Origin of the sequence: Bradyrhizobium iriomotense, from assembly GCF_030160715.1 — a bacterium.
GTDB classification, from domain to species: domain Bacteria; phylum Pseudomonadota; class Alphaproteobacteria; order Rhizobiales; family Xanthobacteraceae; genus Bradyrhizobium; species Bradyrhizobium iriomotense.
In genome coordinates this window covers 35,654-60,418 of sequence record NZ_BSOW01000038.1, presented here as the reverse complement: position 1 = coordinate 60,418, position 24,765 = coordinate 35,654, and the positions used below count along the sequence as shown (strand labels likewise).

23 protein-coding genes and 1 pseudogene are annotated in these 24,765 nt (G+C 59.1%); 18 read left to right on the top strand and 6 right to left on the bottom strand.

The window, feature by feature from the left end; all coding sequences use genetic code 11:
- The first annotated feature begins 1 nt into the window (after window position 1).
- Together ccmD and QQL28_RS37990 are read left to right on the top strand one after the other, a co-directional pair.
- On the top strand, window positions 2-181 hold the full coding sequence (ccmD, locus tag QQL28_RS37995) for a heme exporter protein CcmD (protein ID WP_284273929.1): 180 nt from the start codon (window positions 2-4) through the stop codon (window positions 179-181).
- A complete protein-coding gene (locus QQL28_RS37990) occupies window positions 178-789 on the top strand; it encodes a DsbE family thiol:disulfide interchange protein (protein ID WP_284273928.1) in 612 nt (203 codons plus the stop codon). Before ccmD ends, QQL28_RS37990 begins: the two co-directional genes overlap by 4 nt.
- A 242-nt stretch (window positions 790-1,031) precedes the next feature.
- Here QQL28_RS37990 and QQL28_RS46340 read toward each other — a convergent pair whose 3' ends face one another.
- The 3 genes from QQL28_RS46340 to QQL28_RS37980 are packed head-to-tail and all read right to left on the bottom strand — an operon-like array spanning window position 1,032 to window position 2,686.
- Window positions 1,032-1,316: a DUF6510 family protein gene (locus QQL28_RS46340; protein ID WP_431309707.1), complete on the bottom strand. Its 285-nt coding sequence runs from the start codon at window positions 1,314-1,316 to the stop codon at window positions 1,032-1,034.
- A 4-nt stretch (window positions 1,317-1,320) separates the two neighbouring features.
- The gene (locus tag QQL28_RS37985) at window positions 1,321-2,082 is read right to left on the bottom strand and encodes a ferredoxin reductase (protein ID WP_284273927.1); all 762 of its coding nucleotides are present in this window, start codon (window positions 2,080-2,082) and stop codon (window positions 1,321-1,323) included.
- A complete protein-coding gene (locus tag QQL28_RS37980) occupies window positions 2,069-2,686 on the bottom strand; it encodes a sulfite oxidase-like oxidoreductase (RefSeq protein ID WP_284273926.1) in 618 nt (205 codons plus the stop codon). Before QQL28_RS37980 ends, QQL28_RS37985 begins: the two co-directional genes overlap by 14 nt.
- A gap of 242 nt (window positions 2,687-2,928) precedes the next feature.
- On the opposite strand from QQL28_RS37980, the gene QQL28_RS37975 reads away from it, so the two are divergent.
- The 10 genes from QQL28_RS37975 to ureG all read left to right on the top strand — a co-directional run bounded on the left by QQL28_RS37975 (window position 2,929) and on the right by ureG (window position 11,071).
- Window positions 2,929-3,714: a cytochrome P460 family protein gene (locus QQL28_RS37975; protein ID WP_284273925.1), complete on the top strand. Its 786-nt coding sequence runs from the start codon at window positions 2,929-2,931 to the stop codon at window positions 3,712-3,714.
- A gap of 90 nt (window positions 3,715-3,804) precedes the next feature.
- Window positions 3,805-4,338: a cytochrome P460 family protein gene (locus QQL28_RS37970; protein ID WP_284273924.1), complete on the top strand. Its 534-nt coding sequence runs from the start codon at window positions 3,805-3,807 to the stop codon at window positions 4,336-4,338.
- A 58-nt stretch (window positions 4,339-4,396) separates the two neighbouring features.
- Window positions 4,397-5,674 (top strand): lactonase family protein, encoded by a 1,278-nt coding sequence (locus QQL28_RS37965; RefSeq protein WP_284273923.1) that lies wholly within the window; start codon window positions 4,397-4,399, stop codon window positions 5,672-5,674.
- A 114-nt stretch (window positions 5,675-5,788) separates the two neighbouring features.
- Window positions 5,789-6,700 (top strand): urease accessory protein UreD, encoded by a 912-nt coding sequence (locus tag QQL28_RS37960; RefSeq protein ID WP_284273922.1) that lies wholly within the window; start codon window positions 5,789-5,791, stop codon window positions 6,698-6,700.
- Between the two features lie 25 nt (window positions 6,701-6,725).
- On the top strand, window positions 6,726-7,028 hold the full coding sequence (locus tag QQL28_RS37955; RefSeq protein ID WP_284273921.1) for an urease subunit gamma: 303 nt from the start codon (window positions 6,726-6,728) through the stop codon (window positions 7,026-7,028).
- Between the two features lie 9 nt (window positions 7,029-7,037).
- A complete protein-coding gene (locus tag QQL28_RS37950) occupies window positions 7,038-7,616 on the top strand; it encodes a HupE/UreJ family protein (protein ID WP_284273920.1) in 579 nt (192 codons plus the stop codon).
- Window positions 7,613-7,954, top strand: coding sequence for an urease subunit beta (locus QQL28_RS37945; protein ID WP_284273919.1), 342 nt, complete (start codon window positions 7,613-7,615; stop codon window positions 7,952-7,954). Before QQL28_RS37950 ends, QQL28_RS37945 begins: the two co-directional genes overlap by 4 nt.
- 12 nt (window positions 7,955-7,966) lie before the next feature.
- Entirely contained in the window at window positions 7,967-9,670 is a 1,704-nt protein-coding gene (gene ureC, locus QQL28_RS37940) for an urease subunit alpha (RefSeq protein WP_284273918.1), read from the top strand.
- 37 nt (window positions 9,671-9,707) lie between these two features.
- Window positions 9,708-10,406 (top strand): urease accessory protein UreF, encoded by a 699-nt coding sequence (locus QQL28_RS37935; RefSeq protein WP_284273917.1) that lies wholly within the window; start codon window positions 9,708-9,710, stop codon window positions 10,404-10,406.
- Entirely contained in the window at window positions 10,403-11,071 is a 669-nt protein-coding gene (gene ureG, locus QQL28_RS37930; RefSeq protein ID WP_284273916.1) for an urease accessory protein UreG, read from the top strand. The genes QQL28_RS37935 and ureG overlap by 4 nt, the downstream gene beginning before the upstream one ends.
- A gap of 7 nt (window positions 11,072-11,078) precedes the next feature.
- On the opposite strand, the gene QQL28_RS37925 is transcribed toward ureG, so the two are convergent.
- Window positions 11,079-11,660 (bottom strand): sensor histidine kinase, encoded by a 582-nt coding sequence (locus QQL28_RS37925; protein ID WP_284273944.1) that lies wholly within the window; start codon window positions 11,658-11,660, stop codon window positions 11,079-11,081.
- An 817-nt stretch (window positions 11,661-12,477) separates the two neighbouring features.
- On the bottom strand, window positions 12,478-13,179 hold the full coding sequence (locus QQL28_RS37920) for a response regulator transcription factor (protein ID WP_284273915.1): 702 nt from the start codon (window positions 13,177-13,179) through the stop codon (window positions 12,478-12,480).
- Between the two features lie 605 nt (window positions 13,180-13,784).
- On the opposite strand from QQL28_RS37920, the gene QQL28_RS37915 reads away from it, so the two are divergent.
- On the top strand, window positions 13,785-14,453 hold the full coding sequence (locus QQL28_RS37915) for a response regulator transcription factor (protein ID WP_284273943.1): 669 nt from the start codon (window positions 13,785-13,787) through the stop codon (window positions 14,451-14,453).
- A gap of 32 nt (window positions 14,454-14,485) precedes the next feature.
- Window positions 14,486-14,947: a response regulator transcription factor gene (locus QQL28_RS37910; protein WP_284273914.1), complete on the top strand. Its 462-nt coding sequence runs from the start codon at window positions 14,486-14,488 to the stop codon at window positions 14,945-14,947.
- Window positions 14,948-14,992: 45 nt separating this feature from the next.
- Here the strand turns inward: QQL28_RS37910 and QQL28_RS37905 are convergent, their stop codons facing one another.
- Entirely contained in the window at window positions 14,993-20,524 is a 5,532-nt protein-coding gene (locus tag QQL28_RS37905; protein ID WP_284273913.1) for a trifunctional serine/threonine-protein kinase/ATP-binding protein/sensor histidine kinase, read from the bottom strand.
- A 348-nt stretch (window positions 20,525-20,872) separates the two neighbouring features.
- Here QQL28_RS37905 and QQL28_RS37895 point away from each other — a divergent pair.
- The 4 genes and pseudogenes from QQL28_RS37895 (at window position 20,873) to QQL28_RS37880 (ending at window position 24,757) form a co-directional block, all read left to right on the top strand.
- Window positions 20,873-21,740, top strand: a pseudogene (locus QQL28_RS37895) (branched-chain amino acid ABC transporter permease).
- A 28-nt stretch (window positions 21,741-21,768) separates the two neighbouring features.
- Entirely contained in the window at window positions 21,769-22,965 is a 1,197-nt protein-coding gene (locus QQL28_RS37890) for a substrate-binding protein (protein WP_284273911.1), read from the top strand.
- Window positions 22,966-24,036, top strand: a complete 1,071-nt coding sequence (locus QQL28_RS37885; RefSeq protein ID WP_284273910.1) for a branched-chain amino acid ABC transporter permease — start codon at window positions 22,966-22,968, stop codon at window positions 24,034-24,036.
- On the top strand, window positions 24,023-24,757 hold the full coding sequence (locus QQL28_RS37880) for an ABC transporter ATP-binding protein (RefSeq protein ID WP_284273909.1): 735 nt from the start codon (window positions 24,023-24,025) through the stop codon (window positions 24,755-24,757). The genes QQL28_RS37885 and QQL28_RS37880 overlap by 14 nt, the downstream gene beginning before the upstream one ends.
- The last annotated feature ends 8 nt before the right edge of the window (window positions 24,758-24,765 follow it).

Genomic DNA, 24,765 nt, shown 5'->3' with positions numbered 1-24,765 from the left:
CATGTCGCTCGGTCCCTACGCCTCCTTCGTCGTGATCTCGTACGCGCTGGTGGCAGCCGTGGTGGTGATCCTGATCGTCTGGATCACGATCGACTATCGCCGCCACCAGGAACGGCTTGGCGAACTCGAGGCCAGAGGCGTTGTCAGGCGCTCCGGCCGCGGCGCGGCGGACATCAGATGAGCAGACCGACAACCGCAGACGCATCATCGCGGCCTCAGTCCTGGCTGTTGGCGTTACCGCTGCTGGCATTTCTGGCGCTCGCTGCGATCTTCTGGTTTCGCCTCGGTGACGGCGATCCCTCACGGATCCCTTCCGCCCTGATCGGCCGTCCGGCGCCACAAACCGCATTGCCACCGCTACAAGGCCTCGTCAGGGATGGTGCCCAGTTGCCCGGGCTCGATCCTGCCGCCTTCAAGGGAAAGGTCAGCATCGTCAACGTCTGGGCGTCCTGGTGCGTGCCGTGCCACGAGGAGGTGACGCTGTTGACCGAGTTGAGTAAGGACACGCGGCTGCAGCTGGTCGGCATCAGCTACAAGGATGCGCCCGATGAAGCCCTGCGCTTCCTCAGACGCCACGGCAATCCCTTCGGCATCGTCGGTGTCGACGGCAACGGCCGCGCCGCGATCGAATGGGGAGTCTATGGCGTTCCGGAGACGTTCATTGTCGGCCGTGACGGGAAGATTGTGTACAAACTGGTGGGTCCCCTCACGGCCGACAATATCGGTGGTGCGCTGAAGAGCGAGATTGACAAGGCCGTGAGGGCGATTTGGGTTGTTGGAAACCCGTAACCGAAGCGGGCAGCGACAGAAAGGCGGCCGGCCGCATACCGACCGGCCGCAGTCACCCGATCGGGGAGGCGGGAGGAAACACCGGGTGCAGATAGAACTACACGGTGCGCCGGAACGGGGCTGTTTCAAAATCTGCGAGTCTGGCGACGCTTTGAGCTGGTATTAGAACATCGCATCCGGCTTCGCGCAGCCTTTAAGAGCCCGCTGCGCCGCCGCTCGTTTCCGACAGATGCGCAGTTTGCTTAATTCGACACAGGCGCTGGAAATCGGACATTTCGGGCGCCGCTCATCTCAAGCCACAGACCGTGCGGTGTGTCTACCACTCTGATAAGCACATTATCACAATCGGGACACGTCAGGACGGCTCCCATGGGGGCTGCATACACAGTCAAAGCGCCTATTCCAGTCACGCCGTCGCATGCTTCGCACCGGATTCTTGCCAGCGTGACATCCGGAACGAAAATTTGCTGAACCAGGCGTGCTGCGGCATCGCCGCCGAGCAAAAGGTCGGAGACATTGTTTGGCATGATTTCATCCTCCTGATGGCCCGAAGCGTTCCGTTTTGATGCTTAGAGAGTCGAATCCGAGCTCCACCAGGAAGTCGGAAGCGCTCTCGACAAAGGCAGTAGGACCGCACACGTAAATCGCGGGGTTTTGTGCGGGCGGAAAGCAGTTCGTTGCAAGCAACGTCCGGTCAACCCTTCCTCGATGGCCAGCCCAATCCTTTGCTTTCTCGCGCGTCAACGTATAGACAACGCGTAGGTTGGTGTCGTTGCGCGCCATCCCATCGAGTTCGTTCTGATAGACGATGTCTCCCCGGCTTCTCGCCGAATAAATCAGGACAGTCGGCGTACGACATGATGACCTGTCGCGATGGCGAAGCATCGCCATTAGGGGCGTAATGCCGGTCCCACCCGCGAGAAGACAGAGCGAGCCGCTGGAGCCGCTCGTCCAGACAAAATGGCGGGCGATAGGTCCCCGCAACTCAAGCCGATCGCCGACGCGCAGCTCGTCCAGAAGGTAAGGTGAAACTTCGCCGTCCGTCACTCGCTCCACTGTCACCGTCAGCAACTTGTCTTCAGGCGGAGAAGCGATCGAATAGCTGCGCTGCGCTTGATAGCCGTCCTCCGCCGTGAGCCGGATATCGATATGCTGACCGGGCAGATGCCCCGTCCAGTTGACCGGCTCCAGCATAAAGCTCTTGACGCGATGCGTTTCGGCTACGATGTCTCGCACCTGAGCGAGCTGCCATTCAAGCCGTTCGGCTAGAGCAGAAGTATCAATCACCGTCATATCTCTGCTCTTTCCAGGGGTCACCGTAATTATGATACCCTAGCGACTCCCAAAAGCCGCGCTCGTCCGTTGGCATCAAGCGAATCCTGCGCAGCCATTTTGCGCTCTTCCAGAAATAGAGATGCGGTACCAGCAGGCGAGCAGGGCCGCCATGGGCGGGCGCGATTGGCAAGCCGTCGTAGTGGGTAGCAACCATGCCTTTGCCGCCGATCAAGTCGGCGAGTGGGATGTTCGTTGTATAGCCGCCGCCGCAATGAGCCATGACATAGGGCTCGGGCGGTCCAGAAAGCCCAACTGCTTTCAGAAGATCGTCGAACGTGACGCCTTGCCAGGTCGTGTCGAGTTTGGACCATTTGGTAACACAGTGGATGTCGGTCTTGATGGTGGTCTGGGGCAGCGCTTCAAACGCTTCCCAAGTCCACACACCCAACAATGAGCCACCAAGTTGAAGCGCCAATTTCCAATCAGAGACCTTTATTTGCGGAGTAGGCCCGGCCGAAAGGATCGGAAAATCGGCCGTAACATATTGCCCGGGCGGCACGCGATCCTTCGCCTGTGTTTGTCGCTTCGATCGGAAGCCGTGAGAGATATGAGCTTCATCCATCGCATTTTGCCTTTCACACTGATTTGAATTTTGCGGCCAAGAACCAGAGGCTGTTGGTTCTCCAAATGACCGTTAGTCCTAGACATGAGGCGAAGCGATGGCCTGTCGATGGGCCTCAGGCAGAATCCGTCAAGATTGAATAAGCCAAAGCAATCTCGCAGGCGCGGCCCCCGCGGCAGCCCCGCATCTCCACCGTCATGAAGGTCAGCAGCGCCGACGCGAGTTGCATTCGGAGAGTACAGATGTGGGTCGGTGCCAATTGCCGGCAAGCCAAATGCATCAAGATCGAAAAAGCGGCGGCAATCGCCGACGCGCGCGACGCCGACCAAGTCGCTATTTCAGGTGTTGTGCGCCAAGCGAGAGCTCATCGGCCGTCGACGCGAGTTCGCGTCGGGACCAAGGACGCAGGAGAGAACATGATGCGTATTGGATATAAGACAGCAGCCGTCGTCGTTGTGAGCAGTGCGATCGCGACAGCCGTTTTCTTTGGATCGCTCAAGAATGGTAACGCCCAGTCCGCGACGCGCTATTTGCCGGAATACACGGCCGACGGGCAGCTCCTCCTGCCGAAGAACTTCCATGAGTGGGTTTATCTCGGATCTCCGCTCACGCCCAACGCCCTGAACGGCGGCATGGCCGGTTTCCCGGAGTTTCATAACGTCTACATCGAGCCTGGCTCGTACGCGATATACAAGAAGACCGGTGAGTTTCCCGAAGGGACGATCTTCTTCAAGGAGCTTCAACTTACCTTGCCCGGCCAAAATCCGGACGGATCTCGAACCGAGCCGTCGGGCAGGGGCTACTTTCCCGGACCTTTTAACGGCGCCGACGTGACGGTGAAGGACTCCAAGCGTTTCGCCGACACCAATGGATGGGGTTACTTCAACTTCAATCATCATGAGCCGAAGGCCGCGATGGCGAAAGTAAAAGCGAAGGAGGAATGCGCGTTTTGCCACATCGCATATGCCAAAAAGGACGAGGTGTGGACCCAGTTCTATCCCCTGTTGGACAAGTTGGACAGCAAGTGATCTTACGCGTTCGTCACCACGATCCGAAGGAAGTGAGTTATGAGAGCCGCTCGCGTCAAGAATCTCGGAATTTCGGGAACTGTAGCAGCGGTGATCGCGATCGTCGGATATGGCGCGATAAGGGCGACCGCGGCGGCAGATCCGTCGTCCGCTGCGACAGTCGTTGACGCGGCCGGTAAGCTGCGCGTGCCGCAAGACTATCGCACTACATATCAGTCGCTTGGAAGCTGGGCCATAGCGGCAGATGAAGGCCGAGGCTCCAAAGAGGTGCACGTCGTGCTCGCCTCGCCCGGGTCCATCGAGGCCTATCGCAAGGACGGTCATTTTCCCGATGGCACGGTGCTCGTGAAAGAGGTGTTCAGGACGGCAACAAAAGAGTTGACGACCGGCACTGTCAGCCGTGCGGATCAGCTGAAGGGCTGGTTTGTGATGGTGAGGGACAGCGCTGGACGTCATCCAGGCAATGACTTGTGGGGCGATGGCTGGGGCTGGTCGTGGTTCGATGCGACCGATCCATCAAGGTCGAAGTCCACCAATTACATGTTTGAGTGCAAATCCTGTCACGTGCCGGCACAGGCATCCGACTGGGTCTACGTCGACGGATACCCAGCACTGAAGCGATAGGGGACGCTTCGTGCAGTGACAAACGACCCCTGGTTCAATCCAGCCAACGGAGTGAGAGATGGCAAAAGAGGCGATGATGACGAATGAGATGTCCAGGGCGAAAGGACAGCCTGGACATCTCTACATGCAGACCAACGAGGTTGCGAATGCGATCGTTCACTATGAGCGGAAAGCAGACGGCTCTCTTGCCGAGCTCGAGCGCATCAGCACTGGAGGTGCGGGGTCGGGTGAATACAAGCCGATCAGCGGCCAGGAGAGCGCGCCCAATGCCTTTGAGGGCGCGGGAAGCATCATTCTCACACCGGATCGGCGCTTTCTGTTCACCACAAACGGCGGTGACAACTCCGTTTCGGCTTTTCAAGTGACTGCAGAAGGGCGCCTCAAGCTCATCGACGTCAAGCCGACGGGTAACCCCGTGGAAGGCAGGAGCGGCACCGCCAAATCGCTCGCATTCTCGCCCGCCACTCGCACGCTGTTCGTGCTGCACTCGTTCGGCCCTGATCACCTCCGGCTGATGTCCGTCGACGCGGAAGGCAAACTGAAGCTGCGACCGGAGCGATATACGGTCAATACCTATAGCAAGAGGAACCGCGTAGCCACCATGGTGGTGGTCTCGCCCAACGAGGAGCTCGTTATCGTCGGTACGACATTCGACGAGCCAATCGCGCACACGGGCCTGTATCCGGATGGATCGCCTATTCTCTGGGTTCAGCGGGCTGGTGGAGCGCTGCATTCGATTGCATCGAATGCGCCGGATCCGGACGGCCTCGCCGCATTCCGCCTGCAAAAGGATGGTTCGCTCGGCACGGCCAGGTTCTATGACGCGAAGGGTGGCTCTCCATTCTACATCGCGTTCCTGAAGGCACGGCCGAATGCCTTCGTCATCGGATACGCCGTCGGTGACGGATGCTCGATCGGCACCATCCAGCAAGACGGCACGCTCAACATCGGCTCGCTCGTGAAGATCGACACGAGCGCAGGGGTGCCATCCGAGCTGTGCTGGCTGGCAGTCTCCCCGGATGATCGAACGGTGTACGCGACGAATTTCGGCTACAGCAATATCTGCAGCTATCGCATCAACGGAGGTGGTCTGGAGATCGCCAAGGATCCTGCATGTCCCCGCGTTCCGGGAGACGGCACCGCCAGAGGACTGAACGGAACGGTGACCAGCGGCCCCGCCGATAGCTGGATCACGTCGGACGGCGCGTATCTCTATCAGATCTACGGCAATGCCGCGAAGCTGGTTGGCTATGCCACTCAGTCCGACGGGTCGCTGACGGAGGTCACCAGCGTCAAGATTCCCTACAACAGCCCCCAGGGGCTGGCGGGATTCTGATTTCATCACAGAGACGGAGTTGGGCGTGACGAGGTGAGATGTCACGCCCAGCTTCTTGTCAGCCCGACGTGTAAATCCTGCTCAACGTGCCAACCCATCACAGGCCTCGAACGGATGCTTGAAACGACGCACCAGCTCGGTCATCGAGAAGAGACGGGGGCGCCCGGAGGAGAGGGCCCGTCTAAGGAAGACATTCGCGATGTTGATCTCGAGCGCGCCAGTGGTTCCGGCCGCCTTGTGCTCGCAAGCGAGGGGACCGGCACCCGGATCGCGGACATCTATCAGAAGTTTCCCATAAGCCTCATGCTTCCGAAGATCGATGATCACCCTTGCAAGGAGGTCGTCATTATAAACGCCTCCGGTGGCGTCGCCGGCGGAGACCGCCTCGAAATCGAAGTGGCCGCGCTCGACCATGCATCGGTCTCGGTCACGACGCAGGCGGCTGAGAAAATCTATCGCGCCTTGGATCGGCCTGCGCGAATCTCGACCAGGCTAAAGGTGTTCGACAGCGCAAGGCTTGCCTGGATTCCGCAAGAGACGATTGTCTTCAACGGGGCGCGCATTGTCCGCCAAACAGAGATCGATCTTTCCCCTGGAGCTGAAATTATCGCACTCGAGTGGCTGGTCCTCGGTCGCATTGAGAGTGGAGAAGAAGTCCTCAGCGGGTACATCTTGGACAGTTGGCGTATCAGGCTGAATGGTCGTCTTGTGTGGGCCGACGGCTTTCTTGTCGCAGACGAGACGTTTGCGCATCTACATAGAAGAGCATTGCTCTCCGGGTGGAAGGCCACCGGAACGCTGATCTATTTCGGCCCGCGCCTGGACGCGCGACTGGGAATCCTGCGTGAGATAGCAGCTTCGCTTGATTGTCAGTGCGCAGCAACAATCGTCGGCGCGATCATTGTTGTGAGAGTAGCCGCAGAGGCCGGCGCTGACCTCAAACAAGGACTTCGCAGCCTGCTTGATCGATTCAGCCTGGAGCTCGGGCCGGGACCCTTCGGAGTGCCGAAGATGTGGTCGTGTTAACCGGCGTCGTTGGAGGAAGACAGCTTTGAATCTAACCCCACGGGAAAGGGACAAGCTGATGATCGCTCTCGCGGCGATGGTCGCGCGAGGCAGGCTCACCAGAGGCCTGAGGCTGAACTATCCCGAAAGCATCGCGCTGATTGCGGACTTCATCATGGAGGGCGCTCGCGACGGGAAATCAGTTGCTGAGCTGATGTCCGAGAGCGGACGGGTCCTCACTCGAGACCAGGTCATGGAGGGCATTCCGGAAATGATACGCGAAATCCAGGTGGAGGCTACGTTTCCTGACGGGACGAAGCTTGTGCCGGTGCACAACCCCATTCGATAGGAGTGACCGATGCGCTTGATCTTTATTGGCATGGTGTTGTTCGGGGCGCTCACCGCGCCGGCCCTCGCGCATACCGCGGTGGGACCGACCGATTCGTTCGGCGCTGGATTTGCGCATCCCTTTGGCGGCGCGGATCATCTCATTGCAATCACTTTGGTCGGACTCTGGAGTGTGCTTGCGGGTGGCCGTGCCATCATCGCATGGCCTGTGACATTTGGGGCAGCAATGTTGGGTGGCTTTGCAGCGGCGAGCGCGGGCCTGCAAATCAGCTTCGTCGAAGCGGCCATTTGCCTCTCCGTGGTCCTGCTCGGAGCCTTCATCGCTCTCGAAGTACGGGTGTCGGTCATGCCCGGGATCTCGGCGATCGGCATCCTTGCATTCTTCCATGGGCATGCTCACGGGACCGAAGCCGCGGCGGCGAAGCTCGTTCCTTATGCGGCAGGTTTCACGTTGGCGACCGCGGTGCTCCTTTTCGTTGGCATGGGAACCGGTTTCTGCGCAGGGAGCCTGCCCGGAACGGTCGTGGTGCGAACAGCAGGTGGATGCGCTGCTCTCATCGGGTTGTCTCTACTTGGAGGGCTGGCATGATTCCCGGCGAGGTTATTCCAGGCGCAGGTGATATCGTCCTCAACAAGGACAAGGCCGCCGTCTCGGTCAAGGTCGCAAATACCGGGGATCGGCCGGTTCAGGTCGGCAGTCACTACCATTTCGCCGAAGCAAACGAGGCCCTCGCATTCGACCGAGAGGCTGTCCTGGGCCATCGCCTCGATATTCCAGCAGGGACTGCCGTAAGGTTCGAACCTGGCCAGTCGCGGGAGATTTCCTTGATCCCGTATGGCGGAGCTCGCCTCGTTTATGGCTTTTCGGGCGCCGTCATGGGGCCTTTACCGCCGGTCGGCGGTGCAGCGTCCGCAAGCAGCAAATAAAGGCAAACCTGGATGCCCTATACATTTGGCCGCGCAGCCTATGCGCAGATGTTTGGTCCGACCGTTGGAGACAAGGTTCGCCTTGCAGATACCGATCTGCTCATCGAGGTGGAGAAGGATTTCACGATTTACGGGGAGGAGGTCAAATTCGGCGGCGGAAAGGTCATCCGCGACGGTATGGGCCAGTCGCAGCGATCACGCAGCGAGGGGGCCGTCGACACCGTCATCACGAACGCCCTGATACTCGACCATTGGGGCATCGTGAAAGCCGACATCGCTGTAAGGGATGGGCTGATTGCCGTGATCGGCAAGGCCGGCAATCCCGATGTGCAGTCTCATGTGGACATAATCATTGGGCCTGGCACCGAGATCATCGCAGGAGAAGGCAAGATCATCACCGCCGGTGGGATCGATACGCACATCCATTTCATCTGTCCGCAGCAGATCGACGAGGCGCTCTATTCCGGCGTGACGACCATGATGGGGGGAGGGACAGGACCCGCGGCCGGGACGACAGCCACCACGTGCACACCGGGGCCCTGGCACATCCAGCGCATGCTCGAGGCGGCCGATGCTTTCCCGATGAACCTCGGCCTTTTCGGCAAGGGCAACGCAAGCCGGCCCGCCGGTATCGTCGAGCAGATCGAAGCCGGGGTATGTGGTCTGAAGTTGCATGAAGATTGGGGCGCGACTCCCGCTGCTATTGATTGCTGTCTTTCCGTCGCAGACGACATGGATGTGCAGGTCATGATCCATACCGATTCCCTGAACGAAGGGGGCTTCGTGGAGAATACAGTCGCCGCATTCAAGGGCAGGACGATCCATACGTTTCACACGGAAGGCGCGGGAGGTGGACATGCGCCTGATATCATCAAGGTGTGCGGCGAGCGAAATGTGATTCCGGCCTCGACCAATCCCACGCGGCCTTACACGGTAAATACCCTTGATGAAGCGCTCGATATGCTGATGGTTACGCATCATCTCGACCGTCGTATTCCGGAAGACGTCGCCTTCGCGGAAAGCCGCATCCGTAAGGAGACGATTGCCGCCGAAGACATTCTGCACGACCTGGGAGCCTTTTCGATCGTGTCATCCGACAGCCAGGCGATGGGGCGCGTTGCTGAGGTGATCACGCGCATGTGGCAGACCGCGGACAAGATGAAAAAGCAGTTTGGAAGACTATCCGAGGAGAATGGTCAGAACGATAACTTCAGAGCTCGGCGTTACGTTGCGAAATACACCATCAATCCTGCGATTGCTCAGGGCATTGCCGGCTATGTCGGCTCGATCGAAGTGGGCAAGATCGCTGACATCGTCATCTGGGATCCGGCCTTTTTCGGCGTAAAGCCCGACATGGTTCTCAAGTCGGGCATGATTGCTGCCGCCATCATGGGTGACCCCAATGCTTCCATTCCGACTCCCCAGCCCGAGTACTATCGACCGATGTTCGGCGCATTCGGCCGCTCCGTCGGCAGAAGCTCGATGACCTTTGTCAGCCAGGCTTCGCTGGAAAAGACGCGGCAGCTCGGACTGACGAAGCAGGTTGTTCCGGTTTCGAACACGCGAACGATCGGCAAGCATTCGATGGTTCTCAACAACGCCATTCCTCATATCGAGGTCGATTCTGAAACCTACGAGGTGCGAGCAGACGGCCGGCTGCTCACTTGTCCTCCGGCAAGAGTGGTCCCAATGGCTCAACGCTACTTCATGTACTGATGAGCGCGGTGCTATCGGATCTGCAGTTGGAGGATCTATGACTGCTGAAGACCTGCCGTACTCGCCTCGAGCATTCGTGCGTCTGCAGGGCTGGCTGTCGCCCTCATTCCCGAGCGGAGCGTACAGCTATTCGCATGGTCTCGAATGGGCAGTCGAAGCCGGCGACATCCACGACCGCTCGAGCCTGGTTGACTGGCTTGAGGCCGATCTTTGCTACGGTTCCGGGCGCAATGAGGCGATCTTCTTCAGCGAGGCATGTCGGTGCGTGATCGCGAGCAACCACGCTGGATTGACGCGCGTCGCGGAACTGGCGGCTGCTTTCCGTGGGACATCGGAATTCGCGCTTGAATCATCCCAACAGGCGACCGCTTGCCTCACCACACTTCGCCAGGTCTGGCCCCATCCTGTCCTGGACTCGTTCCTGGAAATGAACTGTCAGCCGGTCCTGGCCGTTGTCCTGGGTGCTCGGTCGGCAGCCGAACGAATCCAGGTGCGCGCGGCGTTGCCGGCATTTCTGCACAGCTACGTCGCCAATCTCGTACTCGCCGGCGTGAAGTTGATCCCCCTCGGGCAGACCGACGGTCAACTCGCCATCGCCGCGCTTGAAGACGCGGTCTTGTGGTCCAGCGCGCAAGGCGGCCGCGCCACGCTCGACGATCTGGGCTCCGCGGGATTCATGGTTGAGCTCGCCTCCATTGCCCATGAAACCCAATACACAAGGTTGTTCCGGTCATGACGGCAATTGAAAGCAGAGTGGCTCCGGCACATCACGGTCCGTTCCGCGTCGGGATCGGAGGGCCAGTCGGTTCGGGCAAGACGGCGCTGGTCGAGGCGCTATGCAAGCATCTCCGGGATTTCTATGAAATCTACGTGATTACCAACGACATCTACACGAAGGAAGATCAGCTCATCTTGACCCGCGCGCAAGCACTGCCGGCGGAGCGCATCATGGGTGTAGAGACAGGCGGCTGCCCGCATACCGCGATACGCGAAGACGCCTCCATGAACCTCGCCGCGATCGCGGACATGAATTTGAGATTCCCGCAAGCAGAGCTGTGTTTCGTAGAGTCCGGTGGAGACAATCTGGCGGCAACCTTCAGTCCCGAGCTTGCGGACGTTACCATCTATGTGATCGACGTTGCCGCAGGCGAAAAGATTCCACGCAAGGGCGGCCCCGGTATAACACGATCGGATCTGCTCGTGATCAACAAGATCGATCTGGCTCCCTTGGTGGGCGCCAATCTGCAGGTTATGGAATTGGATGCCAGACGTATGCGAGCTACGCGGCCGTTCGTTTTTTCTAATCTGAAGAGCGGGCAGGGCGTCGATAAAATCGCTGACTTCATTCTGCGAAAGGGCGGACTATCTGCCAGCAGCGACGAACCATCCCTGACCGTCTAGCTCGTCCTCACTCACAGCTCCGATGATGGGTCGATTTCGGCCAAAAGGCGACAAACAAGGCCAGCCGGAGCAAATCGAGATCAACTTGCGCTTCAGACAGCGCCTTGGAGATGAGGCGCATGCCAAATCCCCTGTGCCGAGGCTTTCTCACCTTGGGTCCGCCCGACTCGCGCCATTGCATGGCAAGAGCTTGGCCGCCCCCATGGGGTAGAATATCCCAAAGCATCTCAACAGCTCCGGAGGTCGACGTCAGGGCGCCGTGCTTGGTGGCGTTGGTCGCGAGTTCGTGGAAGATCATGTAAAGTGATAAAGCGAGACGTGTTTCGAGGACAACGTCGGGTCCGGAAAGCACAATCCGGTGGTCCGGAATCGTGAAATGTGGCCTTAAGGCTCGCACGAGCAGCTTCGCAAGCGGGACGTGATGTTCGTGTGCGCTTTCTATCAAACCATAGGCGTCCGAGAGAGCTGCGAGTCTTACCGTGAGAGCGTCTCGATGGTCGTCTGTCGTTTTCGCCTCAGTATTGATGGCTATACATTGAACAACACTGAGCAGATTGCGGATCCGATGCTGAAGTTCTTTGACCGGCAGTTCAGGAGAAGCATCTCTCTCTCTCTCTCTCTCTCTCTCTCTCTGAGAGCAGAACTTCGTGACGCCGAACCACCGCCGCGACCTGGAATGGGTCGGAAATGGTCGGTCGCATAATGTTCACCCGCTACGATACTGTCGACACGATTCGTCAACAGCGACGGCAGATGATTAGCCTTCTGTCGAACGAAGCGTCCAGAAGCCTCTGCGTCGCATTAAAGTCCGTAATGCGCTTTTGTACGGCATCGTCCTCGGCGGAGTTCGGAACAAAGGCGCTGCCCCGTGGCTGTACACGTACACTCTCTGCCGACCCTGGGGCTGCCGCTGGAGGCTGGGCAGAGAGAGGTTCGGCCATTACGGCCGGCGATATGAAAGTGAGAGTGCATAGGACAGTCACTCTGAGTAAATGCATGATGGCGTCCTTGGATAGTTGACTACATTCCATGTGCTCTGAGGTCACTCTGTGAGCAGACAAAAGCTACCGCGCGCATCTAGCGCCTGTGCCACCGGTCCCGTCCATAATCCAGAACAAGACCAAGCAGCGCAGCGCGCACTATGGCGATCTCGCGGACCTGTCCCGACGACAGTCCAGTGCGACCATTCGTGGAGTCGACCTATCGTGAGCGGATTCGCCGCCACCTGCTATTCCTGGATTGTTGCGGTTGAGGTGATCTTGTCACGTTAGCATTGCCTCGCACGTCGCGCGGATACGAGGAATGTCGGGATGTAAAATCATCGGTCGGCCGACGTGCTGGCGGCGAGCGCGGCGTTTTGAGCGGCTCCGGCCATGGCACGACATATTCAACTGTGCCGGGAGAGGTTACTCCGGGTGTGAGGGCGATGAGGCGTCCGGACGACGGGAGATGGTAGTGTTTTGCATTTGTGTCGATAGTGATCCATCGCGCATCACGCATATCCCCAGCCGGTCCACCATCCGCACCAGATCGGCTATCGATCGTGCCCCCATCTTGGCCATAAGTCGGCTGCTGTGAACACGAGCCGTGTGCGTGCAGACTCCCAGGTGCTCCGCGATCTGCTTGGGACTTTGTCCTGAAGACAGCAGCGTCATCGTCTCCCTCTCGCGAGGCGAAAGCGATGTGAGCCGACCATAGAGCACATCCAAAGTCTGGCTCTGCAATCGTGCCGAGCGATCGCGCTCGACACCGCGTTTCACTGCGTCGAGCAGTTCCTCATCGATGAAGGGCTTGGTAAGGAAGTCCACGGCACCGGCTTTCATCGCTCGAACCGACGTCCTCACGTCGTTTTGAGCGGTAAGAAAAACCAGGGGCGTTTCGCGTTTGGCCTTTGCCAGCCGGAACTGGAGATCGAGACCGCTCATGCCGGGCAAGGGAACATCCAAAACGATGCAATTGACCAGTTTAGATGTGTTGCTGCTCAAATACTCTTCGGCGGATGTGAAAAGACTGGCGGTCAGGCCCGCCGCTCCGATCAAGACCTGCAATCGAGCCTGCAACAAGTCATCGCTGTCGATAATAGCAATTGTTGTTCGTTTATCGGTCATGGATTGTCACCAACCGTATTGTTGGGTTGTGCCCGAGCGGCTCAAAGGCGCGGTCGCCGGTAGGCGTTATCCAGTCATGTTCGAGATGTCGCAGCCACGGCCGCCTCATGCATCGGCCGGTGTTGCCGGTTCCGCCCGACAATAACCCGGGGTTTCGATGCGCTTGACGACGTTTCTTGGAGCTTTTCGAGCTCTACTGCTTCAGCCGGGTTGCTGCGTTTTGACCAAATTTGGCAGAACTGGAGGTCGTCTTGCTTGAGAGCCGGTCCTGAACTTTAACGCGCGACGGAACGGAGGTCGGACATCCGCGCAGGCATTTTTCGGTTTTCGTCGCGGCGGACCTTTGCGCGTTCAAGATTGTCGACGTTCCCGTCACCCAATACAAAGGGTGGCGTTGGTTGCTGGCCCGTTCGAAGAGCAGCTGCGGGTTTCGTAGGTCTGGTTGGTTACGGAGGAAGCGGCCATGTCCGGTTCATCACGTGTTTGTGTTGTGAGTTTGGAATCGGAAGCGGGTCCGGGCGGGCGGGAAAGCATCTTGCCACAGGACCATAGCCTATTTAGCCTGATACCGGGGCTTGAGTGATATGAAAAACGGATCCCGGGCGATGGTGAAAGGAGCGACTTCTGGTTCCTTAGTCCCGGCTGGAGAGGACTCGATCGTGTTCGTGGTCGATGACGACCCTCTTACCCGTGGCTCACTTAGCAGTTTGTTTCGGTCAGTCGGATTAGGTGTAAAGGCGCTCGCATCCGCAACAGATCTGTTGGAAAATCCACTCCCCAGCGTCCCCAGCTGCCTCGTCCTCGATGTCAGATTGCCTCGGCTGAGCGGGTTTGATCTGCAAACCGAACTCACTCGAATGGGAGTAAAGATACCCATTATCTTCATTACCGGCCACGGGGACATTCCGATGTCGGTCAAGGCAATGAAAGCCGGCGCGGTTGACTTCCTGACCAAGCCGTTTCGTGATCAGGAGATGCTTGACGCAGTGACCGGGGCTCTTCAGCGCGATCGGGAGCGTCGTATCGAAGAGCAGTCCGATTCGGACATACGAGCCCGATTTGAGTCCCTGACCCCTCGAGAACGCGAGATCATGGCGCTGGTGACAGCGGGCCTCATGAACAAGCAAGTCGGTGGCAGAATTGGCATAAGCGAAATGACAGTGAAGATTCACCGTGGCCATGTCATGCGAAAGATGGGCACAAAATCACTGGCCGATCTGGTGCTTATCGCTGAAAAGCTAGGTATTCGTGGGCAAGATCGAAGAGAAGACTAACACCGAGGTCGTATTTCCAGCAGGGCCGCTCCGTGGCACTGTCTGCCGGGTTAGGCGTGCGGCAGTGGCTTATCTATCGGTGGTGGAATGAACGGTTGACAGAGAATCCTCTCATATCGATCGTAGATGACGACGATCTGTTTCGCACGGCCATAGAAAAGCTCGTGAAGTCGCTCGGGCTGGAAGTTCGTTCATTTTCGTCAGCTGAGTCGTATCTCCAGTCATCATGGGTGAAAACAACCCGCTGTCTGATAGCGGATATCCAAATGTCAAATATGAGCGGCCTCGAGCTACAGGAGCATTTGTCTCATCTTGGCTTCGACATTCCCATCATTTTCGTAACCGCCTACCCGGACGACGCTGTAAGAACGAAGGCAATGAACGCAGGAGCAGTCTGCTTCCTTCAGAAGCCGATCGACCTGCAGGGGCGACGCCTTGCCGACTGTTTGCAGGATGCACTCAGCAGGACAAAGCGACCATCTGCGGGTACATAGCACTTCGCGAGGAGTTGCCCGCGCCCCAAGCGCTCGATTTGCTGATTAGCCACCGCCCGACGAGAATGCAGGGAGTGTGAATTGAAATTCAGCGCCATGGGGTAGGCTCGCGGTCGCCTGCAACCTTCCCTCATGCGACTCAATAATCGAACGGCAGATTGACAGTCCCATTCCCAAGCCTCCAGGTTTCGTGGTGTAGAAAGACTCAAATATCTGCTCTGCGCTTTCAGGAGGAAACCCAGGTCCGGAATCCCGCACCGCGACTAGCACCGCATCCGAATGCGTCTTTTCGGTGCTTATCAGCAATTCGCGTGATCCCTCGTCCATTCCGCTCATGGCTTCGATGGCATTCATGAAAAGGTTGAGCATAACTTGTTGCAGCTGGACACGATCTCCCCAAACTGGAGGCAAGCCTTCCGCGAGCTGCGTTTTCACTGAAACTGCATTCTTTGCAACTTCGGCGCCGACCAGAGCCAGAACTTCCAGTATTGCTTCGTTGATGTCGACTCTATCCTTCCGAGGTGGCGCTTTCTTCACGAGAGCCCGGATCCGATCGATGACCTCGCCTGCCCGTACACCGCTCTCCATGATGAATTCAAGCGCCTGCTGAACCTCCTCCCAATTTGGAGGCTGGGCTCGGAGCCAGGACAAGCCGGCATTGGCATAGGTTATCGCGGCCCCGATCGGCTGATTGATCTCGTGGGCGATCGATGCCGTGAGCTGCCCCATCATCGCAACTCGGTTCGCGTGTGCGAGCTCCATCTGCGCCTCGCGGTACCGCTGCTCGCTCTCGCGGACGGCCCCTTCCGCCTGCTTGCGCTCGGTCAAATCCACCACGAAGGCGACACCCTCGTTGCCGCCTTCTTCGAACACCGCGGCGCCAACCAGCACCGGCACGCGGCTCCCGTCTTTGCGGAAGAACTCCTTCTCGATTGGTTGCTGGACCCCGTTCGCTCTTAACTCGGCTACGGCCTTAGCATCAGTGTCGCGCCATTCCGGCGGCGTCAGGTCCGCATTGAGAATACGGCCCGATACAAGATCTTCGCGGCTGTATCCCACCATGCGGAGAAAAGCGTCATTCGCGTTGACAATCGCACCGCTGAGCGTCGCAATCACGATACCGATAATGTTGGCATCGACCAAACGCCGGATCCTGGCTTCGCGCTCTTCGAGGTCAGTGTAAAGACGTGTATTCTCCAGGGAGATTGCGGCCTGCGCTGCAAGCAGCTTCAGCACCGCGATCCGAGTCCGAGTGAAAACGTGGGGCGTCAAGTTGTTTTCAAGGTAGAGCACACCGATCAATTTTGCCTGCTTGAGCAACGGCAAGCAGAGAACAGAACGGGCGTGATGCTGACGGACATATGCATCCGCAGAGAACGGGTTCTGGGCTGACGCATCGTCGAGAGTCACGCTCTCCTTGGTGCGCACCACATACCGGACGATCGAGTTCGGCACGGCGCCTATGACCGCTTCTCTCCGGCGCACAATGACCGTGTCCCGGTTTGTTTTGGCTTCCGCTTCGATCCGCTGCTCATCCCCTGCCGCGAGAATCAACAGACCTCGCTCGGCCCCCGAGTGCTCGATCGCTGTGCGCATGAGCGTGTCGATTAGTGTCTCCAGCACGATCTCGCCCGAAACGGCTTGTGAAACTTTGATGACGGTAGCGAGATCCAGGTGTTCGACCGGTGCCAGGATCGTGCTGGTCGGACCGGGGGGCCTTTCCTCCCTGAGGTGAGGATAGAGCTGCTCGAGTTGCCGTACCTTGCCGTCGGCTCCCCAACAGAGATAGCAGTACCGGGCGTCTCGCAGGTACGTATGCGCGATCCTCTCAAAGCCGCGTGCTGCGTAGAAGCGCGCGGCGAGCTCATTGGCGAGCGCCTCATTGTGCACAAATCCGTTAGCCCGCGCCGAATGGATGGCCTGTTCGTAGAGCCGCTCGGCATCGAGCTCGCGGCCTTGAACGCGTGCGATCTCCGCGCCCACTAGTGCAGCGCGGTTTTCAAAATTCTCCGGGCAAATCTCCGCCCATACTTCGAGCTGCTTGTGGTGGGCGGCCAGAGCGTCGAAATGCTGCTGTCTCTGGTCGGGAAATGCGGAATCCCAGGATGCCGCGTGGGAAAGCGCACCGTAGAAATGAAACTCTGCCGTTTCGAATTGTGATGGTGATGTCCAAAGTACCCGTTGCGCTCTCGATGAGGCATCGACGGCCGAAGCATATTCCCCGGCAAAGAAGCGGGCTTGTAGCTTTCGGATCGAGTACCAGCACTCGACTTCCGCCAAAGCCGGGCTATTGGCCAAATGGCGCTCGAATCGAAGCTCATCGAATCCCTCATCGTCGAACGAGCCAAATTTCGAGGTCAATCCGCGAAGCGTCCGGATAAGTCCGAGTTGCGCGGTGACTTGGCCAATGACGAGGCCAAACCGAGTCTTGTGTGCAAACTCAAGACCGTTCTCGGCTTCACGTTGCACCTCCACGAGCTGATCTCCCGCCGCGAGAAGGTTCGTGATCAGGTGGTTGCAGCTGTAAGCTGCATAGGTCAAGTCACCGATTTCATTCGCGGCATCGAAGGCGCGGCGCACCAGATCGCGGCGGGCCGCGACATGTCGGGTCCAGGGCGTAACGTTATCTCCAAAGACCATGAAGGTTCGAGCCTGAAAGCGCTTTAATCCGCGCTTTTCGACTAGGTCATAGCCGAGCCGACCGAATTGAGAGCCAGCCGTATAATTGCCGAATCGCGGTCCGGCTATCATGGCAAGATATACGTAGGCAACACACGCACCGTCGCTGTTGCCCCGCTCGAGGCTGAGATTGACCGCCATGCAGGTGATCAGGGAGTGAAGGTTCGCATCCGTAAACAATGCCGGGGGCATAGCCTTGGTCAGAACATCCAGCGTCGCCAGGGACGCAGGATCGCTCATCAAGGGTAACTCGACGAGCTCCTCGATCTTGCGGCTTCCCAGCTGGGACCAGATCCGCTCATATTCTCGTTCTGCTTCCTCTTCTGTCGGACGCAGCGAGCATTCAACGCCGAGATGCCGGAGGTAGTCGAGGCAGACAGCGACCGCGCGATCGCTCTGATCGAGGGCCGTGTACAGATCGACGCGCAAGCAGGTGACGGTCGCTAATTCGACCGGGTTCGCGGCGCGCGATGAAAGTATACTTAAGCGCTCTTCGGCGGCCGCCAACTGACCTGTCAGGAATTCACATTCGCCTCGCTGCAATTCGAGCGGGAAGATGAGGTCATGTCGGCGCTCGCAAGAACCGTCCACCAACAGTGCTGCGCCAGCGACGAGATACTTTAGCGCCGAGGCATAGGCCGTGGAAGCCTTCGCGCGCTTGCCCGCGATGAGGTTGAGGTCGGCCAGTTGCTCGCGTTCCTCTTGCGAGGTAATTAAGTCCGCGCCGCGGTTGAGTTGATTGACAAGGTCGAAAATCGCTTCCTCCCTCTGTTCTGGAGGGGTATGGGCCGCGAGCAGCCTTCCTATTCGGAGATGGGCCTCGGCGCGCAACTCTTCCGGGATCAAGGAATAGGCTGCTTCTTGGACGCGGTCGTGTAGGAACTTGTAGGAATCTTCCGAGCGGAGGATGAGGCCGGTTCGGACGGCTTCCCAAAGCTTGCGATGCATTTCCTCCTGTGAATCCTCGTAAACCATCATAAGCAGGGCAAATTCTGCGCTATTGCCCAGACAGGCAAGCAGCTGCAATGCCATCTGGGTTTCGGCGGGTAGGCGGTTCAACTTCGTCACCATGAGGTCCACCACATTATCGGTGTAACCTTCCGCGTGAATCCGATTCAGATCCCAGCACCATTGCGCCTTGGCGTGATCGAAAGTAAGCAGCCCCTCTTCGGCAAGCGCGGAAACGAACTGAATGGCAAAAAATGGGTTTCCGGCCGTTTTCTCGTGCACCAGCTGTGCCAAAGAGATGGACCATTCCGGCTTGGAGCGAAGAGAATCTCCAATCAGCCGTCCCACGTCTTCACGACCAAGGGGCGCAAGTACAATCTCCTGAATGGTCGCTCCAGCTTTGCGGATTGCTTCGAGCGCGCGCATTAGCGGATGGGCGGAATTGACTTCGTTGTCCCGGTAGGCGCCGATCAACATCAAGTGCCGTACATCCGGTTGAGTCAAAAGGTCCTCGAGGAAATCGAGCGTCGCAGCATCGAGCCATTGCAAATCATCGAGGAACAGAGCAAGCGGATGTTCGGGCCGTGCGAATACGCCGATAAATCGCCTGAAGACAAGCTGGAAGCGGCGTTGAACTTCTTGTGGGGGAAGCACAGAGACCGGCGGCTGCTCTCCAATGATGTGTTTCAATTCCGGGACTAGGTCCACGATGAGCTGTCCGTTCGGACCTAGCGCCTCACGAAGGGCGTCGCGCCAGCTGCGCAGCTCCACTTCGCTCTTGCTCAGAAGCGGCCGGACAAGGCTCTGAAAGGCTTGCGCCAAAGTGGCATATGGGATGTCACGCTTGTACTGATCGAACTTGCCCGATGCAAAAAGGCCGCGCGGCAGGACGAGCACCTTGTGCAGCTCGTTGACAACGGAGGACTTGCCGATACCGGCATATCCGGAAACCAGTAGCAATTCCGGCGTGCCAGTCGCCACGACGTGGTCGAAGGAGGCCAGCAGTGCTTCGATCTCTCGCGCGCGCCCGTACAACTTCTCGGGAATCAATAGCCGGTCTGGCGTGTCGTTTTCGCCGAGCGGGAATTCCTCAACGCGGCGTTGAGTCTCCCATTCCGCAAGGCAGCGCCGAAGATCACTCTCAACGCCGGCCGCTGTCTGGTAGCGTTCCTCCGGGGTCTTGGCGAGCAGCTTCATGATGATTGCAGAGACAGCGGGCGGGACATTCTTGACCCGCTCGCTTGGTGGCGCTGGCTTTCTGGCGATATGGCAGTGAACCCACTCCATGGGATCGGAAGCGGTGAACGGAAGACTGCCGGTCAGCATTTGGTAGAGCGTGACTCCGAGTGAGTAGAGATCACTCCGGGAGTCGATCGAGCGGTTCATCCGCCCGGTCTGTTCCGGCGCCATGTAGGCGAGGGTTCCGGCGATGAACTCGGGCGGGTCAGGTGACTGGCGCTCGCGCTGAAGGCGCGAAGCGATGCCAAAGCCTGTTAGCCAGACCTGCCCCATCGCAGAATTCACAAGGACATTGGTCGGCTTGATGTCCTTGTGAACGAGACCACGTTCGTGTAACCGGCCGAGCGCGGCCGACAAGGCGACCCCGAGACGCAGGAATGTTCCAAGCTCCATGGGCGGAGCGACAACGCGTTCAAGCGGCTCGCCCCCCGGGTCCTTGAGCACGAGAATAGCCTGACCGCGCTCGCGCAGGAACTCCAGCGGTCGCGCCGCCCACGAATCGTCAAGGTCGTCCCTCAGCCCATACTCGTGTGCGAGACGGTTGAGAAGGTCAGGCGTCGAGTGCTCTGCGGTCGGATGCACGGCCAGAACGAGTTGCCGATCGCCCTCGGCACCGTCGTGCCATCTTCTGCAGACAACACGTTCGCCGTCCTGCCATAACACTTCTCCAACGCTATTCTGCTCGGCGCCAAAGCAGGAGGATGAGTTCACCTACCGAAATCCTCTATCACGCCGGCGGTCGCCGGGCTGTGAGGGCCCGATACTATCACTCCTCCGCATAGCATCACTCCTCCATGTAAGAGGGGGGGCAGGCTGCTCAAAGGGGATTTGCGACGGCCGAACGTACCATGAACAATCCCGTATTGGCGCGCCGGACCTAGCCCTGCCGCGCGCCCAAGGCGGAATGCCCGACAGGCTACTTGACCAGAATCTAGTTTTCGGTAACCACTCGGCGAGCGGAGGCGATTGGAGAAAACAGCGTGGCGTTCTAGTCTTGCTGAGTACGACGGGCGACCCGCCACCTGCGGGCCTTCCGATCCTCCGGGCAGGCGAAGCGACATGGAAACCGCGCTGAACGCCACCTTCGAGGTTCTGAGCTTCGGGGCCGTCATTGTCCTCGTGGTGCTGGGACTCGGCATCATCGCCGGCATGATGGGCATCTTCAACTTCGCCCATGGCGAGTTCGTTCTGCTCGGCGCCTACACCACGTATCTCTTCCATAGCATCGGATTGCCGGTCTGGCTCGGCATGCTCGCGGCGCCACTCGTGGTGGCGACTATCGGCTTCATTCTCGAGCGCCTTGTTATCCGGCGCTTCTATGCCAACCCTCCCGTTGCAGATGCTCGGAACCTACGCGCTCGGCCTTATCCTTCGGGAGTGCGTGCGCAGCCTCATTGGCGGTTTTTATATCTCGGTCCCGGAGCCGATCGCCGGCTCGCTCACCGTCGCGGGCGTGCAACTTTCGCATTGGCGGCTCGCAATCGTCGTCATCACCACGGCGGTGATGCTCACCAGCTACCTGCTGCTGACCCGGACTTCCTTCGGGCTGCGCGTCCGCGCGGCGCTCGAGAACCCGTCTCTCGCCCGCGCGTCCGGCATCTCGACGAACGCCCTCTATGCCGTCACTTTCACCTTCGGCGCGGCCCTCGCTGGCCTCGCCGGCGCACTGGTCGTGCCGGTGTTCTCGCTTTCTGCCGATCTCGGCATCCGCTTCCTCATCCAGGGCTTCCTCGCGATCATGCTGGGCGGCACTGGCACGTTCGAAGGATCGGTGGCGGGTGCCGCTATCGTCGGCGTCTTGAGCGCGGCGCTACCCTGGGCAGTAGCGCCGGCGCTGGCCGACGTCCTGGTCTTCGTCATCGCGATCGTTTTCGTCAAGATCAAGCCGGGAGGCCTTTGGGGGAAGGAGAGTGTGAACCATGCGTAAAGAGACTAAGGCTAGCCGCGTCGCTCCCATGATGGGCCGACGGCGTTTTCTACAGGGTGCCGCCTGGATGAGCGGATCGATCGCAACCTGCGTCAGCGGCTGGGTCATTCGGCCCGACTGGGCGAATTCTGCGGCGGCACCGATCAAGGTCGGTATCGCCACCGACCTTACTGGCCCCATCGCCTACGTAGGCAACGCCACCGCCAACGTCGCCAACATGGTGGTGAAGGACATCAACAATGCCGGCGGCATTCTGGGTCGCCCGATCGAACTCTTCATCATAGACACGGCTTCGACCGAATCGGTCGCCGTCGCCAATGTCCGCAGACTCATCCAGCGCGACAAGGTCGACGTAGTGCTGGGCGGCATCACCAGTTCGATGCGCAATGCCATCAAGGACGTAATCGTCACGCGCGGGAAGACGCTCTACATTTATCCAGAGCAATATGAGGGGAAGGAATGCATGCCCTACCTCTTTTGCACCGGACCGACCCCAGCGCAGCAATGCGACCAGATCATCCCCTGGCTGATCAAGAACGGCGGCAAGCGCTTTGCGCTACCGTCCGCAAATTACGTCTGGCCGCACGTCCTCAATAAGTACGCCCGTGAGCTCATCGAGAAGAACGGCGGCGAGGTGATTTTCGAGGAATATTACCCACTCGACCAAGTGGAATACGGTGCTACCATCAACACCATCATGAGCAACAAGGTCGAAGTGGTGTTCAACACCATTATTGCACCGGGTGTAGGACCCTTCTTCAAGCAGCTCTACCAGGCTGGCTTCGACAAGCGCGGCGGGCGGCTCGCCTGCGTCTATTATGACGAGAACGCGCTGAACCTCAACGCACCCCACGAAATTGAAGGGCTGGCCAGCTGCCTCGACTACTTCCGCGCCGTGACGGCCCAGGATCCGGGCAGTGCTAGAATCCAGGCGGAATACGACGAGCAATTCCCCGGCAAAATCCTCTTTGCGGGCGCTGCGACGGGCATGTATCGCGGCCTGAAGCTCTGGGAACTGGCGGTGAAAGAGGCGGGCAATCTGGACCGCGAGCATGTCGCCGCGGCGCTCGACCACGCCAAGATCAGCGAGGGACCGGGCGGGCCTGCTCAAATCGTGCCAGGTAAGCGTCACTGCAAGATGAACATGTACACGGCCGTCGCCAAGAACGGAATTTTCGAGATAGTCACGCGCAGCGAGGGTCTCGTCGATCCGATGGAGTGCTAAATGCTGACCGACCATACGGCCGCAGCATCGTCAAACAGCTCCGGATCGCTCCGCAATCGCCGGCGCCAAGTGATTCCGAGACTGGAGATCGTGCTACTTGTCGTGTTCGCGGCGGCGCCGATCATGCTCGCCGACTATCTCACCGTCTTCGTTACGCGCGTCCTCATCCTAGCGATGCTCGCACTGAGCTTCGATCTCGTCTGGGGCTACTCCGGCATCCTGAGCTTCGGGCAGGCATTGTTCTTTGGCGCGGCAGGATACGGCGTGGCCCTTCTAGCTCGCGACCTTGAGATTACATCCATTTTTGTCGTCCTGCCGGCTGCGCTCGCCATCGGTCTGATTTTGTCGTTTGTCATCGGGGCGTTCGTGCTGCTCGGGCGCCATCCGCCGACCACGATCTTCGTCGCATTGGGCACCCTCACCGGCTCCTACGTGGCCGACCGGCTGGCGCGCGACTGGTATTATCTCGGCGGGCAGAATGGCATCCCCTCAATCCCGCCGATGACCGCTGGTGGCTACGTATTTGCCGAGGGGCCCGTCTATTATTATCTCGCCTTCACCGTGCTTGCGATCGTCTATCTCGTTTGTCGCTTCGTGGTGCGTTCGCAGTTCGGACTCGCGCTTGCGGGCGTACGCGAGCACGAGGCGCGCATCGCCTTCTTCGGCTACGAGGCGCCGCAGCTAAAGCTAATCGTGTTCTCTCTGGCGGGAGCGATTGCCGGATTCGCAGGCGGCCTCTACGCCTTCCATGAGGGCTTTGTGTGGCCCAATATGCTGGGTACGGTGCTATCGACGCAAATCGTCCTCTACGCGCTTTTGGGCGGCGTAGGCACGCTGATCGGCCCCGTCATCGGCGTCATCGCCATCGAATTCGCAGGCTTCTGGCTCGCCGATAGCTTTCCTAAGATCTGGCCCATTATCCTCGGGCTGCTGCTGCTCGTCGTCACCTTGTTTTGGCCCAACGGACTGATCGGGCTCGTGGTGTCCGAGCAGGAGCGGGTCGGCAGCTTCGGCCGCCCCTTTTTGCCGCCTCGTCGGGTGGCCGCAGGAGCGGACGATGCCGCTGCTTGAAGTATGCGGGGTTACCAAGGCTTTTGGACGACTCATGGCCTTGCGCGGCGTTGACCTAACTGTTGGCGAAAACGAATTTCACGGTCTGATCGGTCCCAACGGCTCTGGCAAGAGCACACTGCTGAAATGCGTAGCCGGCGCCGAGCTGCCGACTAAGGGGACTATTCGCTTCGCACGGCGGGACATTACCGCGGAAGCACCAGCACAGCGGGCGCGCGCCGGCCTCAGCCTAAAGTTCCAGATCACCAGCGTGCTCCCGGCGCTTACCGTCTATGACAACGTGCTCCTGGCGCTGCAGGCGCGAAACCCGATCTCTAGTCTGATCTTTTCGCGCACGCGCGGGACGCTCCATGAACGAGTTATGCACGTGCTTGAGCAGTTTCGGCTGGTCGAGCGGTCCACGGAGCGAGCGGCCGCGCTGTCCCACGGTCAACAGCAGTGGCTCGAAATCGCGATGGCTCTCGCCTGTGAGCCGCGGCTGCTCTTGCTCGACGAACCGACTGCCGGAATGAGCTTCGAAGAGAGGCGCGTCACCGGCGAGCTGCTGATAGCGCTCAAAGATCGCTGCTCCCTAGTCATCGTCGAACATGATCTCGATTTCATCCGCAGTATTTGCGATCGACTCACCGTCCTTGATCAGGGCAACGTGGTCGACTGCGGAACGGTCAGCGACATCCAGAGCAGCGCCAAAGTGCGGGAGGTCTATCTTACCCGTGTCTGAGCCCTCAC

Coding starts and splice junctions, on each gene's coding strand:
- ccmD (WP_284273929.1), top strand. CDS start 2: ATGTCGCTCGGTCCCTACGCCTCCTTCGTCGTGATCTCGTACGCGCTG.
- QQL28_RS37990 (WP_284273928.1), top strand. CDS start 178: ATGAGCAGACCGACAACCGCAGACGCATCATCGCGGCCTCAGTCCTGG.
- QQL28_RS46340 (WP_431309707.1), bottom strand. CDS start 1,316: ATGCCAAACAATGTCTCCGACCTTTTGCTCGGCGGCGATGCCGCAGCA.
- QQL28_RS37985 (WP_284273927.1), bottom strand. CDS start 2,082: ATGACGGTGATTGATACTTCTGCTCTAGCCGAACGGCTTGAATGGCAG.
- QQL28_RS37980 (WP_284273926.1), bottom strand. CDS start 2,686: ATGGATGAAGCTCATATCTCTCACGGCTTCCGATCGAAGCGACAAACA.
- QQL28_RS37975 (WP_284273925.1), top strand. CDS start 2,929: ATGTGGGTCGGTGCCAATTGCCGGCAAGCCAAATGCATCAAGATCGAA.
- QQL28_RS37965 (WP_284273923.1), top strand. CDS start 4,397: ATGGCAAAAGAGGCGATGATGACGAATGAGATGTCCAGGGCGAAAGGA.
- QQL28_RS37960 (WP_284273922.1), top strand. CDS start 5,789: ATGCTTGAAACGACGCACCAGCTCGGTCATCGAGAAGAGACGGGGGCG.
- QQL28_RS37950 (WP_284273920.1), top strand. CDS start 7,038: ATGCGCTTGATCTTTATTGGCATGGTGTTGTTCGGGGCGCTCACCGCG.
- QQL28_RS37945 (WP_284273919.1), top strand. CDS start 7,613: ATGATTCCCGGCGAGGTTATTCCAGGCGCAGGTGATATCGTCCTCAAC.
- ureC (WP_284273918.1), top strand. CDS start 7,967: ATGCCCTATACATTTGGCCGCGCAGCCTATGCGCAGATGTTTGGTCCG.
- QQL28_RS37935 (WP_284273917.1), top strand. CDS start 9,708: ATGACTGCTGAAGACCTGCCGTACTCGCCTCGAGCATTCGTGCGTCTG.
- ureG (WP_284273916.1), top strand. CDS start 10,403: ATGACGGCAATTGAAAGCAGAGTGGCTCCGGCACATCACGGTCCGTTC.
- QQL28_RS37920 (WP_284273915.1), bottom strand. CDS start 13,179: ATGACCGATAAACGAACAACAATTGCTATTATCGACAGCGATGACTTG.
- QQL28_RS37915 (WP_284273943.1), top strand. CDS start 13,785: ATGGTGAAAGGAGCGACTTCTGGTTCCTTAGTCCCGGCTGGAGAGGAC.
- QQL28_RS37890 (WP_284273911.1), top strand. CDS start 21,769: ATGATGGGCCGACGGCGTTTTCTACAGGGTGCCGCCTGGATGAGCGGA.
- QQL28_RS37885 (WP_284273910.1), top strand. CDS start 22,966: ATGCTGACCGACCATACGGCCGCAGCATCGTCAAACAGCTCCGGATCG.
- QQL28_RS37880 (WP_284273909.1), top strand. CDS start 24,023: ATGCCGCTGCTTGAAGTATGCGGGGTTACCAAGGCTTTTGGACGACTC.